The sequence below is a fragment of the Devosia geojensis genome (assembly GCF_000969415.1).
GTDB lineage: Bacteria > Pseudomonadota > Alphaproteobacteria > Rhizobiales > Devosiaceae > Devosia > Devosia geojensis.
Genome location: NZ_JZEX01000207.1, coordinates 46,314 through 62,601, shown reverse-complemented (window position 1 = coordinate 62,601; position 16,288 = coordinate 46,314). Strand labels below are relative to the sequence as shown.

Annotated in this window: 14 protein-coding genes and 1 tRNA gene; 8 read left to right on the top strand and 7 right to left on the bottom strand. The window is 67.2% G+C overall.

Features of this window, described 5'->3' with window-relative positions:
- Positions 1-50: 50 nt before the first annotated feature.
- Positions 51-929 carry an NAD(P)-dependent oxidoreductase gene (locus VE25_RS21575; RefSeq protein ID WP_046110744.1) on the bottom strand — a complete coding sequence of 293 codons (879 nt, stop codon included), beginning with the start codon at positions 927-929 and terminating at the stop codon, positions 51-53.
- A gap of 28 nt (positions 930-957) precedes the next feature.
- Positions 958-1,725 carry an SDR family oxidoreductase gene (locus tag VE25_RS21570; RefSeq protein WP_046110743.1) on the bottom strand — a complete coding sequence of 256 codons (768 nt, stop codon included), beginning with the start codon at positions 1,723-1,725 and terminating at the stop codon, positions 958-960.
- Between the two features lie 110 nt (positions 1,726-1,835).
- On the opposite strand from VE25_RS21570, the gene VE25_RS21565 reads away from it, so the two are divergent.
- Positions 1,836-2,735 (top strand): LysR substrate-binding domain-containing protein, encoded by a 900-nt coding sequence (locus tag VE25_RS21565; protein WP_046110753.1) that lies wholly within the window; start codon positions 1,836-1,838, stop codon positions 2,733-2,735.
- A 64-nt stretch (positions 2,736-2,799) separates the two neighbouring features.
- Here VE25_RS21565 and VE25_RS21560 read toward each other — a convergent pair whose 3' ends face one another.
- Positions 2,800-4,596: a glucose/sorbosone family PQQ-dependent dehydrogenase gene (locus VE25_RS21560; RefSeq protein WP_244467001.1), complete on the bottom strand. Its 1,797-nt coding sequence runs from the start codon at positions 4,594-4,596 to the stop codon at positions 2,800-2,802.
- A gap of 454 nt (positions 4,597-5,050) precedes the next feature.
- On the opposite strand from VE25_RS21560, the gene VE25_RS21555 reads away from it, so the two are divergent.
- A complete protein-coding gene (locus tag VE25_RS21555; RefSeq protein ID WP_052732154.1) occupies positions 5,051-5,941 on the top strand; it encodes a hypothetical protein in 891 nt (296 codons plus the stop codon).
- A 186-nt stretch (positions 5,942-6,127) separates the two neighbouring features.
- Here VE25_RS21555 and VE25_RS21550 read toward each other — a convergent pair whose 3' ends face one another.
- The gene (locus VE25_RS21550) at positions 6,128-8,170 is read right to left on the bottom strand and encodes a methyl-accepting chemotaxis protein (RefSeq protein WP_052732153.1); all 2,043 of its coding nucleotides are present in this window, start codon (positions 8,168-8,170) and stop codon (positions 6,128-6,130) included.
- Positions 8,171-8,428: 258 nt separating this feature from the next.
- On the opposite strand from VE25_RS21550, the gene VE25_RS21545 reads away from it, so the two are divergent.
- Entirely contained in the window at positions 8,429-9,094 is a 666-nt protein-coding gene (locus tag VE25_RS21545) for a DNA alkylation repair protein (protein ID WP_046110742.1), read from the top strand.
- Between the two features lie 34 nt (positions 9,095-9,128).
- Here the strand turns inward: VE25_RS21545 and murA are convergent, their stop codons facing one another.
- A complete protein-coding gene (gene murA / locus VE25_RS21540; protein WP_046110741.1) occupies positions 9,129-10,421 on the bottom strand; it encodes a UDP-N-acetylglucosamine 1-carboxyvinyltransferase in 1,293 nt (430 codons plus the stop codon).
- A 217-nt stretch (positions 10,422-10,638) separates the two neighbouring features.
- A complete protein-coding gene (locus tag VE25_RS23140) occupies positions 10,639-10,797 on the bottom strand; it encodes a hypothetical protein (protein WP_169749442.1) in 159 nt (52 codons plus the stop codon).
- 126 nt (positions 10,798-10,923) lie between these two features.
- On the opposite strand from VE25_RS23140, the gene VE25_RS21535 reads away from it, so the two are divergent.
- Positions 10,924-10,998, top strand: a tRNA-Thr gene (locus tag VE25_RS21535).
- Positions 10,999-11,105: 107 nt separating this feature from the next.
- On the opposite strand, the gene VE25_RS21530 is transcribed toward VE25_RS21535, so the two are convergent.
- The gene (locus VE25_RS21530) at positions 11,106-11,966 is read right to left on the bottom strand and encodes an NAD-dependent epimerase/dehydratase family protein (protein ID WP_046110740.1); all 861 of its coding nucleotides are present in this window, start codon (positions 11,964-11,966) and stop codon (positions 11,106-11,108) included.
- Between the two features lie 83 nt (positions 11,967-12,049).
- Between VE25_RS21530 and VE25_RS21525 the strand changes: the two genes are divergently transcribed.
- The 4 genes from VE25_RS21525 (at position 12,050) to kdgD (ending at position 16,053) form a co-directional block, all read left to right on the top strand.
- Positions 12,050-12,751 (top strand): FadR/GntR family transcriptional regulator, encoded by a 702-nt coding sequence (locus VE25_RS21525; RefSeq protein ID WP_052732152.1) that lies wholly within the window; start codon positions 12,050-12,052, stop codon positions 12,749-12,751.
- A complete protein-coding gene (locus VE25_RS21520; RefSeq protein ID WP_046110739.1) occupies positions 12,748-13,827 on the top strand; it encodes a mandelate racemase/muconate lactonizing enzyme family protein in 1,080 nt (359 codons plus the stop codon). Before VE25_RS21525 ends, VE25_RS21520 begins: the two co-directional genes overlap by 4 nt.
- Positions 13,828-13,937: 110 nt before the next feature.
- The gene (locus VE25_RS21515) at positions 13,938-15,086 is read left to right on the top strand and encodes a mandelate racemase family protein (RefSeq protein WP_046110738.1); all 1,149 of its coding nucleotides are present in this window, start codon (positions 13,938-13,940) and stop codon (positions 15,084-15,086) included.
- A gap of 31 nt (positions 15,087-15,117) precedes the next feature.
- Positions 15,118-16,053 carry a 5-dehydro-4-deoxyglucarate dehydratase gene (gene kdgD / locus VE25_RS21510; protein WP_046110737.1) on the top strand — a complete coding sequence of 312 codons (936 nt, stop codon included), beginning with the start codon at positions 15,118-15,120 and terminating at the stop codon, positions 16,051-16,053.
- Positions 16,054-16,288 lie beyond the last annotated feature (235 nt).

Below are 16,288 nucleotides of genomic sequence, written 5' to 3'. Positions count from 1 at the left end.
ACCCCCACCCCTAACCCCTCCCCTCAAGGGGGAGGGGAACGGTCTGCGGCTCACCGCTTCCCGCGTCCATTGAGGAACAACAGCTCGATCACCCCCGCGCTGTCGTCGGTTCCGAAGCCGTCGGCGACGCGCTGGTGGATGAGGGCCCGCATCGGCTCGATGAGGACGGGGTCGACGCCCTCGTCGCGGGCGGCCTCAACCATCTGGTCCATGGCGGCCGCCTGCATGGCGAGGTTCGAGCCGCCCTCGGCGCGGTAGTCGCCGCTGTCGATCTGTTTTGCCAGATCGGGAAAGAGGCTTATCATCGATTCCGCCCAGCGCCGGGCGAGCGGCGTGAAGCCTTCGGCCGTGCCGCCGCTGGCGCGGATGAGGGCGGCCGCATGCAGGTAGCCCGAGAGGATCCCGTCGAGGATGCCGAGAAGGGCGATGTCGTTGAGCGGAGCCGCGCCCGCGTCGGGCCCGACATAGACCGCGTCGCCGAAAGCCTCGAGCGCCGCCTTGTGCCGCTCGAACGCCGGCTGGTTGCCGCTGTAGAAGATGAAGGACGCTGGCGTCCCGATCATCGGGGGCACGGCCATGATGCCGCCGTCGACATAGGCTGCACCCTGCGCCTCGACCCATGCGGCAAGCGCGCGCGCCTGTTTGGGCGTGCCGGTGGTGAGATTGGCGACGACGCGGCCGGAAAGCTCTTTCTCCGCACTGGCCAGCATCGTCTCGACCCCGGCATAATCGACGAGGCAGATGACGACGAGCTCGCTCGCCGCGATCGCCTCGGCCGGCGTTTGCGCGCGCCTGGCGCCGCGCGAGACGAGCGCCTCGTCCTTGCCGGGCGTCCGGTTCCAGACGGTTACGGCGTGGCCGGCGTCGAGCAGGGCGTTGGCGAGCGCGGTGCCCATAGCGCCGAGGCCGAGGATGCTGATGGTGGTCATTTCTCTTGTCCCCTTTTTGAAAACTGGATCAGGCCGCGGGCGCGGTGATCTTCTGGCCAAGCCCGCCATCGACGGCGAGCTTGGCGCCGGTGGTGAAGGTCGCCTCGAACGCGAGGAAGAGCGCGGCGCGCGCCACCTCCTCGGCGGTGCCGTTGCGGCCCATCGGGGTCGTCGCATCACCCAGCGCCTCGAACTCGGCGCGCTGCGCTTCGGTGAGGCCCGCAACGCCATGCGTCGGCGTCTTGATGAAGCCGGGGCTGACGGTGTTGACCCGGATGCCGCGCGGCAGGAGCTCGGCGGCAAAGCTCGAGGCGAGCGACACAAGCGCCGCCTTGCTGGCGCTATAGATGCCCATGCCCGGCGTGCCGCCCTCGTCGGCGACCGAGGAGGTGACGACGATGGCGCCGCCCTGCCGTACGAGCGGGGCAAGCTTCTGCATGGCGAAGAACGCGCCGCGCGTGTTGACGGCGAAATGCCGGTCGAACACCTCCTCGGTCACCGCCTCGATCGGCGCGAACTCGGCGATACCCACATTGACGAAGACGAAATCGAGGGTGCCGAGCCGTGCCTCGGCATATTTCACCAGCGTCTCGATGCCCTCGGCAGTGGCGACGTCCGAAACCATCGCCTCGCCATTGGGCGGCAGGACGCGGTTGGCTTCGGCGACATTGGCCGAGTTGCGCCCGCTGACCAGCACCCGCCCGCCGCCTTCCGTCAGCATGCGCGCCGTGGCGAGCCCCATGCCATGGGTGCCCCCGACGATCACCGAGCGCGTGCCGGAATAATCCGTTCTCATCGCGTGTCTCCTTTGAACGACTGGACGCAAGGTGGCGATGTGGACGATGATGGAACAGAGGGCGAAAACGGGATGCAATGCCCACGTATGTGGACGACAAGGAGACAAAGGTGCTCAACCTCAACGATCTGGCGCTGTTCGTGCGCGTCGTCGACAGCAAGGGCTTTGCGCCTGCCGCGCGGGCGCTCGGCCAACCCAAGTCGACGCTGAGCAAGCGCATCGCCGAGCTCGAGAGGAGCCTCGGCGCGCGATTGATCCACCGCACCTCGCGGCGCTTCGTCGTCACCGATGTCGGCGCGGAATTCTACCGGCACGCCGCGGCGATGCTGATCGAGGCGGAGGCGGCCGAGGAGGTCGTGCGCGGCCGGCAGGCCGAGCCCAGCGGGCCGGTGCGCATCACCTGCTCGGTGCCGACCGCGCAGCTGACGCTCGCCAAGGTGCTGCCGGACCTCGCCCGCGCCTATCCCAAGCTCGAGATCCTGCTGAATGCCACCGACCGCTTCGTCGACCTGGTTCAGGAAGGCTACGACATCGCCATCCGCGCCCACTATGCGCCGCTGCCCGATTCCGAGCTGGTGCAGCGGCGGCTCTCGGTCGATCCGATCGAGCTCGTGGCCTCGCCCGATTATCTCGAACGGCGCGGCGTGCCGCGCCGGCCGGCCGATCTCGACGCCCATGACGGCCTCGACAGCCACCAGCCGGCGAGCGGCTGGGCGCTGACCGGCCCTGAGGGCGAGACGGCGACGGTCCACCCGCGCCCGGTGTTCTACGCCAACGAATCCATGGTGCTGTTGACCGCCGCCCGCCAGGGGCTCGGCATCGTGCCGCTATCGCGGGGCATCCAGACCAAGTACTTCGGCGACGGCCGCCTGGTGCGCGTGCTGCCCGGCTGGACCGCGGGCGCGGTGACGACGACGCTGCTCACCCCGCACCGGCGCGGGCAGCTACCCTCGGTGCGTGCGGCGATCGATTTCCTGGTGGAGAGATTGTCGGGAAGCGAGGGCGTGTGAAGCAGCGCCGACCCGGCTTTAAAAAAGCAGGGCGGAACAATCCCGCCCTGCAAAGCTGCCGGATTCAGCGCGCGGCCTGCACCTGATCGGTGGTGACAATGCCGAAGTCGTTGCCCCAGGCGTTGCGGATATAGGTTCCGATCTGGGCGATGTCCTCGTCGCTGAGCTGGCTGCCGAACGGCGGCATGTAGCCGAAGCCGTGGACGATGGTGCGGGCGACGAAGTCGGCGTCCGCCAGCGCCTGGTTGCCGGCGAGCACCGCACCCGCGCCGCCTTCGCCGCCCGCGCCGTGGCAGGATGCGCAGTTGGCGGCAAATTTGGGCAGGCCGAGATTTGCCACGTCCTGGACGTCGGACTCTTCGGTGATCGCGCTGCCGGCTGCCGCGCCTTCCGCGGCGTTGCCGGTCGCGGGATCTTCCCATTCCTCGAGGCTTTCACCGCCCTCGGCCGCCGCGCCGCTCGCATTGCTGCCCGACGCGATGCCGAGCGAACTGCCCTCCTCGTCGCCATAGGTGAACACGAGGATGGAGCCGGGGTTGTGCAGCACGCTGGTGTTGAGGCCCTCGCCGAACTTCTGGGCCGCCGAGCCGAAGGCGTCGGTCGCGATGAACACGGTGCGCCCGTCGGGCGAAACGATGACGTCGCGATAGCGGTTCTGGGTCGAGAACCAGGCCTGCGGCAGCCCGTCGGCCTGCTGGCCGTCTTTGGAGAGGTACTGCACGTAGAGCGTACCGTGCTTCAGGGTTGGAATGAGGAGCGAATTGTCCCATTCGGGAATGCCGTTCTCGCCGGCCGCGTAGTAGAGCACCGAGGACGGCGCGATGGTCGGGTCGCAGATGTAGCCGCAGATTTCCCCGATCGGGTAGTCGTCCTCGACCGTGAAATAGGTCGCGACGGGATCGACCATCTCCTCCTCGAACTCGGTTTCGGGGAGCTGGACGACGCTGTCCGGCAACGGATCGGTGTTGGCGTCGACGCCTTCGGGAGCTTCGCTCCAGTTGATGTAGACATAGGCCAGGTCGTCCTTGAAGCCGGCGACGCGCGGCCAGCCATAATTGCCGCCCGGCTGGATGATGTTGAATTCGTCGTCGCTCGCCGGCCCGTGCTCGACTTCATAGAGCGTGCCGTCCGGACCGAAGCCGATGCCCTGCGGGTTGCGGTGGCCGTAGCTGAGGATATGGCTGCGCACCCCGTCGATCTCGGGATTGTCCTCGGGAATGGAGCCGTCGAGCTCCATGCGCAGGATCTTGCCCGAATAGGTGTGCCAATCCTCTGCCTCCACCTCCTCCTGGGTCGGCAGGACCTGGGCGAGGTTCGGGCGGCGCAAGTTGCGGCCGAAATTGGCGCCCTGCTCGCCGATCGAATAATAGAGCTTCATGTCGGGACCGATCACCACGCGCCCGGCATTGTGGTCGTTCCAGGCCGGCAGGCCCTCGATCACCACCTGCGGGTCGACGAGCTGCTGAAGATCGTTGTCCCAGGTATAGCGCACGATCCGGGCCGAAGGGTCGGGCTCCTCGGCCGTGCCGTTGTTGATCGTATAGGAGATATAGACGTAGTCGTTGCCGGTGCCCTGGAGCAGTTCCGGGTGCAGGGCCATGCCGAGCAGGCCTTCGTGCTGGGGGCCGGTGTAGACGTCCTCGAGGGTGAGGAGCAGTTGCTGGGCGCCGGTCGTGGGATGGACGCGGGTGACTTCCCCGCTGGTGCGTTCGGTCACCCAGATCATGTCGTCGGGGCCCCAGCGCATCGCCCAGGGATTGGAGAGGGCGGTAGTCAGGACGCGCGAGGAGAAAAGATCGTTCTGACCCTGCTCGATCTCGACGGGCGTCTCCTGCGCCAGCGTCAGGCTCGTGGTGAGCATGAGAGCAGCCGCGAGGGCGCCTCCGGCAATTATCCGTGCGATCCAGGCCCTGCCCGCTTCTGATCCGTGCAGCATCGCCATAGCAATCTCCTCATGAAAATGATGGTCAGGAAGACCTGACGTCGGAACGGCAATCGCCGCCACTTTAAGCGGCTGAAACTCCATTGCGTTCCTTAATTCGACCAGATTTTCGCCAAATCCGAGGCAAACCGGGGCGGGTGAGGGTTCAGGGTAGCCGCAGTCACCGACAGGTTCATGAACGCAAACCGCGTTGGGGCTCGATTCATGCATATTTCGTTCCGCTTCCGGAACGAACTCCGCACGCTTGCGATTGATTAGCACCGACTTCAGTCAACAAGGGTGCTCGCCATGAACTCGATCATCTATCTCGTCGGCCTTGTCGTCATCGTCCTCGCCATACTGTCGTTCCTCGGGCTCGGTTGAGGAGGTCGAAATGGTAGACACGACTGTTACCAGAACCCCAACGGACGTCGCCGTCATCGAAACGGCGGGTGACCGCGACGGCTCCTATGTGGACTGGCCGGCCATCATCGCCGGCATCCTGCTGGCATCGGCCATCTCCGTCTTGTTCCTGAACTTCGGCGCGGCCGTCGGGCTGAGCTTTGTCGGCTTCGAAGCACGCGAAGGTGCTCCGGGCTGGCTCGTTGCGGTCGCCGCCGCCAGTTGGCTGCTCTGGACCCAGATCTCCAGTCTCATGGCCGGCGGCTATCTCGCCGGCCGGTTGCGCCGCAGGGCGTTCGACGCCACCGAGGAGGAAAGCGATATGCGCGACGGCGCGCACGGGCTTCTGGTCTGGGCCGGCGCCGCCGTCATCGGCGCCATGCTGGCGCTGGCCGGGGTGGGCGCGGTGACCGGCACCGCCGGCGCTGCGGTCGGCACGATCACCCAGGCGGCAGGCAATGCCGCCGAGGGGTCGCTCGACCCCAACGCCTACTTCGTGGATACCCTGTTCCGCGCCGAGCAGCCGGCCGATGCGGCCACCGCGCGTGCCGAGGCGGGCAGGATCTTCGCTCAGGCCGCACTCGGAGACGGTACGCTGCCCGATGCCGATCGCACCTACCTGGCCAGTCTGGTCTCCGCCAATACCGGGCTTGCGCCGGAGGAGGCGGCTGCCCGCGTCGATGAGGTCGTCGGCAGTGTCCAGGCCGCGCGCGAGCGGGCGGTGGAGGCGGCGCGGATCGCCCGCAACACCGCCGTTGTCGGCGCCTTCATCGTCGCGGCCGCGCTGCTGGTCTCGGCCATCGGCGCCTATTGGGCGGCGCAGAAGGGCGGCGACCATCGCGACAAGGCCATGTACTTCGCCGACGTGTTCCGCAGGTTCTAGGCAAGGAGGAGGACATGTTCAAAGGACTGGCCCTGTGGCTTCTGGGCGTGCCGATCTGGCTGATCATCATCATCTTCCTCGTGACCTGACAGATCCGCCGTCAGCCTCGCCAACGTCAGAATTGCACCAAACAAGAAGGGCGCCTCGCGGCGCCCTTCCTCATCGTTATCTGCCTTCGGTGTTTCTTCAGAACTCCGACCAGTCGTCCTTCAAGGCCGTGTTGCCGTGGCTGAGATAGGCGCCGGCGGCGGCGCGGACCTTCTGCTGCAGGCCCCTGGCGCCGGAGGCGGGGGCAGGCGTTGCCTGCGGGCTCGGAGCGTGGTGGGCGCGGCTGTCGGCGAGGGTGAAGACGTCGACCACCCGGTCGAGCTCGAAGGCCTGCGTCTCGGTCTGCTCGATCGAGGCGTTGATCTCCTCGACGAGCGCCGCGTTGTGCTGGGTCATCTCGTCCATCTGGCGAACGGCGACGTTCACCTCGTCGATGGCCGAAGCCTGCTCCTGGCTGTCGCGGGCGATCCCGTCCATGAGGACGGTGGTGGCCCGGATGGAGTCGAGCATGGCCGTCAGCTTGCCCGAGGCTTCCGCCACGAGCTTGGTGCCGGCGCTGACCTCCGTCGCGCTCTGGTCGATGAGGGCCTTCACCTCGCTCGAGGCTTCCGCCGACGACTGGGCGAGCCGGCGCACTTCCACCGCAACGACCGCAAAGCCCTTGCCCGCCTCGCCCGCCCGCGCCGCTTCCACGGATGCGTTGAGGGCGAGGAGGTTGGTCTGGAAGGCGATGTCGTCGATCATGCCGATGATGTTGGAGATCTTGGCCGAGGAAGTGGTGATGCGCTCCATGGCCTCGTTGGCGTCGGTCATGACCTGCCCGCCTTCCTCGGCCGAACGCGAAACGGCCGTCGCCTTCTGGCGGGCGTCCTCGGCCTTGCGGGCGTTCTCGGCGACGGTCACCGCCAGCTGCTCCATGGCCGCCGAGGTTTCCTCGATGGTCGCGGCCTGCTTGGTGGTGCGCTCGGACAGGTCGTTGGCGCCCGAAAGGATCTCGCTCGTCGCCATCTTGAGCGCGCCCGAGGTCTCCCGCAGCTGCCCGACGATCCCGGCGAGCTTGTCGGCCACCGCGTTGATGTCGGACTTGAGGGTGGCGAAGGCGCCGCGATAGTTGCCCTCCATCCGGCGGGTGAGGTCGGTGTTGGCGAGAGCGCCCAGAACCTGGCTGGTCTCGTCGAGGCCGCCGTCGACCGTCTCGACCAGGGTGTTGACCGAGCCGGCCAGGGCGTTGAGCTCGGCATCGGGGAAGCGGGCGGGAACGCGCTTGCTGAAGTCGCCGGCGATGGCCGCGTCGACGACTTCGCCGAAGGACTGCTGCAGCTCGGCCATCATCTGCGTGCGCGCCTCCTGGTCGCTGATGATGCGGGCCGCTTCCGCCTCGGTCATCTGCGCCACCTTCATGCCGTTGTCGCGGAACACCTCGACGGCGCGCGCCATGGTGCCGAGCTCGTCGGCCCGCTCGGTGCCGGATACGGCAATGTCGAACCGGCCGTTGGCGATCTCGACCATCTGCGCGTTGAGCGCATTGATCGGCCGGGTGAGGCTGCGGGTGAGGAGCCACCCGGCGAGCGCCAGAACGGCGATGATCGCCAGCGCGATGCCGCCGCTCCAGAGGAGATTGTTGGAGTAGATCGCATCGATGTCGGTCTGCAGGACGCCGGTGCCGATCGCCCACGACCACGGGGCGTAGTTCTGCACGTAGGTCAGCTTCTCGACGGGCTCCTGCGCCCCGTTGCCGCTGAAGAGGAACGTGGTGAAGATCGAGCCCTGCAGGCGCGCGCCATCGGTATATTCCTCGATGAACCGCTTGCCGTTGCCATCCGTGCGGTCGCGCATGTTAGTGTCGACCACGTCCGGGTTGGCATTGACGATCATGATGTAGTCGTGGGTGACGGCGAAGACGTAGTCGTCTTGCGAGTAGTTTATCGCGTGCAGCGCGGCTTTCGCCTGCGCCTGGGCCTGTTCGAGGGTGAGTTCACCCGCCTCGACCCGCGCCTGGAAGCTGTCGAGCATCGTGACAGCCGTCTCGACGACGCTCTGGATTTCGGCCTTCTTCAGCTCGATCAGGTTCGAGTGGGTGTTGGACAGTTGGAAACTCGCCAGCCCGACGAAGCCGGCGACGAACATGAGGAGTAAAAACGACAGACGGCGCGCAATACTGCCGGTCACGATCTTGAGCATGATCAAACTCTTGAGATGAGCCCTTCTGGACTCGTTGCGATTGAGAGTTCGATCGGATCCGTCGAAGCACGCCGCGGCATCTCGCGACGCTTGCCTCGAGGACTGCCGGTCAAACCCGGGGAGTCCTCCCCGTGCGAATGCTTGAGGGATTCTGGTTAAATTAGCGACAACACGGCTGACTTATCTTGCCGACACGAACTGCTAGTCTGGCCGGGAACCGGGACTGCTCCCGTGCCCAGGGGGTGATGGAGGAACTGCATGTCCGCAGCGACCGATATCCTGGCCGAACTCGCCCGCCTGGAAGATCCCAAGCTGCGGGCGGCCAATGCGGAGCGTGGCGACGATCACGGCGTCAACCTGTCAGCCGTCCGTGCGATCGCCAAGCGCCTCAAGATCCGGCACGAGCTGGCGGGCGAGCTCTGGGCCACCGGCGATACCGCGGCGCGGCTGCTGGCGACCCTGATCGCCAGGCCCAAGGCCTTCTCCGCCGACGAGCTCGACGCGATGATCCGTGATATCGGCGCGCCCAAGCTCCTCGACTGGTTCGTGACCAACATCGTCAAACCCGGCAGCCATGCCGAGGAGCTGCGCTTGCGATGGAAGGACGAGGCAGGCCTCGTCGGGCGGGCCGGCTGGAGCCTGACGACCGAGCGCGTGGTCAAAAATCCGGATGGGCTGGACCTCGATGGCCTGCTCGACGAGATCGAGGCGCAGATGAAGGACACCCCCGAGGCCAAGCAGTGGCCGATGAACCACTGCCTTGCCGAAATCGGCATCCGACATCCCGCCTATCGCGCCCGCGCCATCGGTATCGGCGAAAGGCTGGAGGTCCTCATCGACTATCCGGCATCGCCCGGCTGCACGCCGCCCTATGCCCCCATCTGGATCGCCGAGATGGTCCGCCGCCGGGAGGCATTAACCTAGCGCGTTGAGTTCCGGCGATGCCGTTCGTCTCGTCTCAGCCGGCGAGGCGTTCGATCTCGGCGCCGCAGCGCGAGAGCTTCTCTTCCAGCCGCTCGAAGCCGCGATCGAGGTGGTAGATGCGGTTGACGACCGTCTCGCCCTGGGCGGCAAGGCCCGCAATGACGAGGGAGACCGAGGCGCGAAGGTCCGTCGCCATCACCTGGGCGCCCTTGAGGGTCGGCTTGCCGGTGACGGTCGCCACCTGCCCGTCGACGCTGATGTCGGCGCCGAACCGGCTGAGCTCGGCCACGTGCATGTAGCGGTTCTCGAAGATGGTCTCGCGGATGTGCGAGGTGCCGTTGGCCTTGGTCATCAGCGCCATGAACTGGGCCTGCAGGTCCGTCGGAAAACCCGGGAAGGGATTGGTCTCGATGTCGACGGGCAGGATGCCGTTGCCGTTCCGCCGGATGCGCAGGCCATCCTGCTCCTGCGTGATCTCGACGCCGGACTGGCCGAGGACCTCGAGCGCGGCTTCCAGATGGGTGGGCTGCGCGCCGCGCAGCAGCACGTCGCCGCCCGTCATGGCGGTGGCCATGGCGAAGGTGCCGGTCTCGATGCGGTCGGGAATGACCTCGACCGTCGCCCCGTGGAGCCTGTCGACGCCCTCGATGGTGAGGGTGCGCGTGCCGAGGCCCGAGATGCGCGCGCCCATGGCGTTGAGCGCCTCGGCGACGTTGGTGATCTCGGGCTCCATGGCGACGTTCTCCAGGACCGTGACGCCGCGGGCGAGGGTCGCCGCCATCATCACCGTATGGGTCGCGCCCACCGAAACCTTGGGGAAGGTGATGTGGGCGCCCGTGAGGCCCCCCTTGGGCGCGCGCGCCACCACATAGCCTTCGTCGATGTCGATTTCGGCGCCCAATTCCTTGAGGCCGTAGAGGAAAAGATCGACGGGGCGCGTGCCGATGGCGCAGCCGCCCGGCAGCGAGACGCGCGCGTTGTGCTCGCGCGCCAGCAGCGGCCCGATCACCCAGAAGCTCGCCCGCATCTTGGAGACGAGGTCGTAGGGGGCGGTGGTGTCGACGATGTCGGCGGCATGGAAGGTCATGCGCTGGCCGACGCCCTCCGCCTCACCGCGCCGGCGGCCATGCACGGCGATGTCGACGCCATGGTTCTCGAGGATGCGCTCGAGCTGCTTGACGTCGGCCAGGCGCGGCACGTTGGTCAGGACCAGCGGCTCGTCGGTGAGGAGCGAGGCGATCATCAGCGGCAATGCCGCGTTCTTGGCGCCCGAGATGACGATCTCGCCGTTGAGCTCGTTGCCGCCGACCAAACGAATGCGATCCATGTCGAAATCCTTGGAAATAGTGAACCGGACGATGTGCCCGGATGCGCGGCCCGCCCGCCGCGAAGGAACCCTCGTAGCCGACTCAGGCAAAGCCGGCAACAAAAGGACGCGTGAACCTGCTCGCCCTTCATGTCGAGATTCGGGCCGCGCCCAGCCACGCGCTAGCACACTCCAAATTGGTTTACGGTGTGTTGCGCGCCCGCCGGTGGCGGCTTGCCTAGGCCTTCTTTCCGGATGGTTCGGACGACTGACCGTCGGGCGCTTGCACATCCGCCTCGGCCCGGGCGCGCGCCTGGCCCTTGCGGCGCTTCAGGTTCTCGCGCAGCTTTGCGGCAAGGCGCTGCTCACGGGCCAGCGTTTCGGGCGATTTGGGCATCGGGCGGACGGATGCTGTTGAACATGGGGTTCATCGCCTAATAGGCGCTTTTAGCCCTTGCGTCGAGCCGGACCCTATGGCAGTAGAGCCCGCGTCGCCGCGCGGCCCTCAGCGCCGCCGCGCCCTGCTGCCGTAGCTCAGTGGTAGAGCACTCCCTTGGTAAGGGAGAGGCCGTGAGTTCAATCCTCACCGGCAGCACCATTCGACCCTTCAATATGCCGGTACGGCTCAGCCCCGCATACTCTGTGGCGGGTAATGTTGCTTTGGCCCGACACTCGATCAGCCGGAGAGGGCTTGCCGAGCTCGGCTCAATTCTCTGCTACCGGCCAATGATCCACGTCGGGGCCCCACACATATATGGGTTCATAGCCGAAGGCCTTGCGGGCCTTGGCGGAGCTGAAGCCTGAGGCGGTGCCGGGGGGGAGGGCGGTGCGGTCGGTGCCGGGCGAATGGGCGGCGAAGAGGGCGCAGGTTTCCTCCCCGAAGACGTTCTCTGCCCCCGAGAGGTTGTAGACGCCGGAGTCGACGTCCGCCTGCTCGACCGCCTGGCGGCAGCCGATGGCGATGTCGCGGGCGTCGACACGCGTCCAGAGCAGGAAGCGCTCGCGCGCCGGCTGCATGCGGGCGCGGGCGATCTCGGCTTTCATGTCCTGCGGCGCGCGCGCCCCCATGATGCGTAAGGAGAGTACGCTGAGGCCCCGGCGCGCGAAATAGGCGGCCGCGTCCTCGCCGGCAATCTTGGAGAGGGCGTAGGAGTTGAGCGGGCGCAGCGGATGGTCCTCTGTGACCGGCGCGAAGGCCGGGGCGTGCTCGGCAAAGCCGTAGACCTGGGCGCTGGACGCCAGGATCACCCGGCGCACGCCGAGCTTTTCGGCCGCGTCGAGCACGTTGAAGGTGGCCCCGACATTGTCGGCATAGGTCTTCGTATCGGAAACGATGCCGGGGTCCGACCACGCCGCCAGATGCACCATCGCCTCCGCTCGGGCAAAGCCCAGCGTGCCGTAGACGTCCTCGGCGCGGCTGACGTCGCCGAGCATATAGCCGATATCCGGATTGCGGCTCGGCGCCGGCGCCAGATCCATGCTGGTGACTTCATGGCCGGCCGCCGCCAGCTCCTCGATCACGAACCTGCCGACGCGGCCGGCTCCCCCCGAAACGACGATGCGCATGGTGCTTTCGACATTGCCCGCTGAAATTAGTATGATAAGATAGTAGTCATATTAGTTCTGACCCGCAAGAGGGATGGGCCGAGGTGAGCGTCAACCTGGCAGATGCCACAGCCACGAGGCTGCGCGAATGGATCTTGCAGTACGCCCTGGCCGAGGGCGACAAGCTGCCGCCCGAGCACGCCCTTGCGCCGAGCCTCGGCGTCAGCCGGACGGTGCTGCGCGAAGCGGTAGCCCGCCTCAAGGCGCAGGGTGAGCTCACCAGCCGCCGCGGGGCAGGGGTGTTCGTGGCGCGTCCGCATGGGCAATTGCTGCGGCTCGAGCTGGGCGACCGCGCCGCGGTGCCCGATATCCTGGCGGACCTCGAGATTCGCGTCGCCCTGGAGGTGGAGGCGGCGGGGCTCGCGGCGCGCCGGCGCCTGCCCGATCATCTTAAGGCCATGCGGGCGGCCATTGCCGCCCAGGGCGCCGCCGAAACCCGCGAGGCGGCGAGCGCGGCCGATTTCGCCTTCCACCGGGCCGTCGCCATGGCGACGGCCAACCACCGGTTCGTCCATCTGCTCGACCAGCTCGGCATCGACGCCATTCCCCGCTCGCGCATCCGCCTCAGTGCGGACGACGCGGCGCAGAACGCGGCCTATGCCGCCCAGCTGCTTGACGAGCACCGCGCCATCCTCGACGCCATATCCGCGCAGGACACCGCCTACGCGCGCGACGCCATGCGCATGCACCTGTCCAACAGCATCCAGCGCTACCAGCAGGCCGCCGAGGCGGCGGACCGCAAATGAAGATCGCCAATCTCGTCACGATCCCCGCGGTGCGGACGCTCGAGCGTCCCATCGGCAACGCCACCGCGCGCATCTCGCGCATGTCCTACCTCGCCATCCGGCTGGAAACCGACGCGGGGCTGGTCGGGGAAAACCTCATCTTCACCATCCGCCCGGAACAGCTTCCGCTGCTCGACGCCATGGTGCACGTGCTGCGCGAGGCGGTCATCGGACGCCGGCCGGACGAGACGGCGGCTTTCTGGACCGATGCCTGGCGGCGCATCAATTTCATCGGCTTTTCCGGCGTCTCCATCATGGGCATTTCAGCCATCGACGGGGCCATGTGGGACCTGCGCGGCAAGGCCGCCGGGCTTTCGGTGTCGCAGCTCGCCGGCCGCGCGCGCGCTCGCGTTCCCGCCTATGCCAGCGGCGGCCTGTGGCTGACCCAGACCATCGACGAGATCGCCCGCGAGGCGGCCGATCTCGTGGCTGAAGGCTTTGGCGGGGTGAAGCTGCGCCTTGCCGGAAAGGCGTCCGTCGACCTGCCCCGGATCGAGGCCGTGCGCGAGGCCATCGGGCCGGACGTCGCGCTGATGGTCGATGTCAACCAGGGGCTCGACGCCAAGGCTGCCATTCGCCTCGGACGCCAGATGGAGCAATACGGCATCGCCTGGTTCGAGGAGCCGGTCGCCGCCCATGACCTTGCGCATTCGGCGGAAGTGGCCCGGGCGCTGGACGTGCCGATCGCTTCGGGCGAGAACGAATACACCATCCACGGCTTCCGCCGCATGGCCGAGGCCCGGGCGGCGGACATCCTGATGCCCGATCTGCAACGCGTCGGCGGGCCGAGCGAGTTCCTGCGCGTGGGCGCGCTGGCGGCGGCCTACGACCTGCCGGTCTCCTCGCATCTTTTCCCGGAAATGAGCCTGCAGGTGATGGCATCCCTGCCCAATGCCACCCTGCTCGAGCACGTGGACTGGTTCGCGCCCTTCTACCGCGAGTCGCTGGAATTGGTCGGCGGCGAGGCGGTGCTCCCCGATCGGCCCGGCTGGGGTTTTTCCCTCGATTACGACCGCCTGCGGCACCACGCTCCCTGACGCAAAGGCAGAATGGACCACGCAAACGCCGAAACCAACATTGTCAGATATCATACAACATGATAGGCCGGTGAGCCGGTCGCAGACCCGGTGGCGAGCAAGGAGGGATTATGCGCATCGTTGACGTGAAGACCCGGGTGTTTCTGCATACGACCCGCCGGCACCAGGACTCCGCCGGTCACGGTCACCCGGGGCCCCCGCACAGGGTCAGGCAGGGCCTGCTGACCCTTGTCGCCGACGACGGCAGCCAAGGGCATTGCTTCACGCCCCCCGAAACCATCCGCCCGCACCTGATCGAGACCTTCGTCAAGAAGGTGGTGCTCGGCCAGGACCCGTTCGACCGCGAGCGCCTGTGGCAGGAACTGGCGCACTGGCAGCGCGGCAGCAGCGCGCAGCTGACCGACCGCACCCTCGGCGCCGTCGACGTGGCGCTCTGGGATCTGGCCGGGCGCGCGCTCGGCGTGCCGGTCTACAAATTGATCGGCGCCTATCGCGACAAGGTGCCTGCCTATGGCAGCACCATGTGCGGCGACGAGCTGGAAGGCGGGCTCGCAACGCCCGAGGACTATGGGCGCTTTGCCGAAAAGCTGGTGGCGCGCGGCTACAAGGGCATCAAGCTCCACACCTGGATGCCGCCGGTCTCCTGGGCGCCGGACGTCAGGATGGACCTCAAGGCCTGCGCGGCCGTGCGCGAGGCCGTGGGGCCCGACATCGCCCTGATGATCGACGCGTTCCACTGGTATTCGCGCAGTGAGGCCCTGGAGCTCGGCAAGGGCCTCGAAAAGCTCGGCTTCGCCTGGATCGAGGAGCCGATGGACGAGCAGAGCATGGCCTCCTACGCCTGGCTCGCCGAAAACCTCGACATCGACGTGCTGGGGCCGGAAAGCGCGGCCGGCAAGCACTGGTCGCGCGCCGACTGGATCAAGGCAGGCGCGTGCGACATCCTGCGCACCGGCGCCCACGACGTCGGCGGCATCTCCCCGGCGCTGAAGAGCATCCACCTTGCCGAAAGCTTCGGCATGAACTGCGAGATCCACGGCAACGGCGCCCCCAACCTGGTGCTGGCCGCCGTCTCCAGGAACACCAAGTGGTACGAGCGCGGGCTGCTCCATCCCTTCATCGAGTACGACGACGGGTTCGAATACCTCAATTCGCTGGCCGACCCCATGGACGCCGACGGCTTCGTGCACCTGTCCGATCGCCCCGGCATGGGCGAGGACATCAACTTCGATTTCATCAACGACAACCTGGTCGCCTGACGCCGGCCAGCGGCAAATTCCGGAGGCTCCCATGACCGCCCACAGCAAAACCGATCTCGACCCTCAGGCGCTGAAAAGCGCGCTTACGGAAGGGTTGATGTCCTTCCCCATCACCGACTTTGCCGAAGACGGCGAGTTCGACGAAGCCGGCTATCGCGCCCGCCTCGAATGGCTCATCCCCTACGGCGCCAAGGTGCTGTTCGCCGCCGGCGGCACCGGCGAGGGCTTCTCGCTGACCATCGAGGAGCACAGGCGGGTCATCCGCGCCGCGGTCGAGACCTGCGCCAGCCAGACCCCGATCATCGCCGGCGTCGGCTACAACACCCGCATGGCCGTGGAAATGGCGCGCAACGCCGAGGCCGCGGGCGCCGCCGGCATCATGCTGATGCCCCACTACCTGACCGAGTCCAACCAGGAGGGGCTCTTTGCCCATATCGATGCGGTCTGCGGCGCGGTGGGCATCGGCGTCGTCGTCTACAACCGCGGCGTCTGCAAGCTCGCGCCGTCGACGGTCAGGCGCCTCGCCGACAAGCACGCCAACCTGATCGGCTTCAAGGACGGCATCGGCGATATAGAGGCAGTGACGGCCGTGCGCGCCAGCCTCGGCGACAGGCTCTCCTATCTCGGCGGCCTGCCCACGGCCGAACTCTTCGCCGAGGCCTATTACGGCGCGGGCTTTCCGGTCTATTCCTCGGCCGTGTTCAACTTCATCCCCCGCACGGCGATGGAATTCTACCGCGCCGTCCAGTCCGGCGACCGCGCGACCACCGCCCGGCTCCTCAGGGATTTCTTCATCCCGTATAGCGCCATCCGCAACCGCCAGGGCGGCTATCCGGTCTCGATCATCAAGGCCGGCGCCAAGGTCGTCGGCCGGTCCGCGGGACCTGTGCGCCCGCCGCTTTCGAACTGCACCGAGAAGGACATCGCCGACCTCAAGGTCCTCGTCGACGCCCTCGGTCCGCAATAGGCGCTAACGTCCTCCCAGGCGTTGAATGGCCCGGCGCGAAAGCGCCGGGTCTTTTTTGGGACGATGAATGCGGGCCCGTTCGAGAGGACGAGCGCTTTCCGGCGACCGGACGGAAGGCTAGGGCACATCAGGCTCTATCGGAATCGGCGGCTCCTTCGCCTCCCTCCCCTTGAGGGGAGGGAATGAGGGTGGGGGTCGTTGTGGGGATCACCGATGGACCCCCACCCCCGACCCC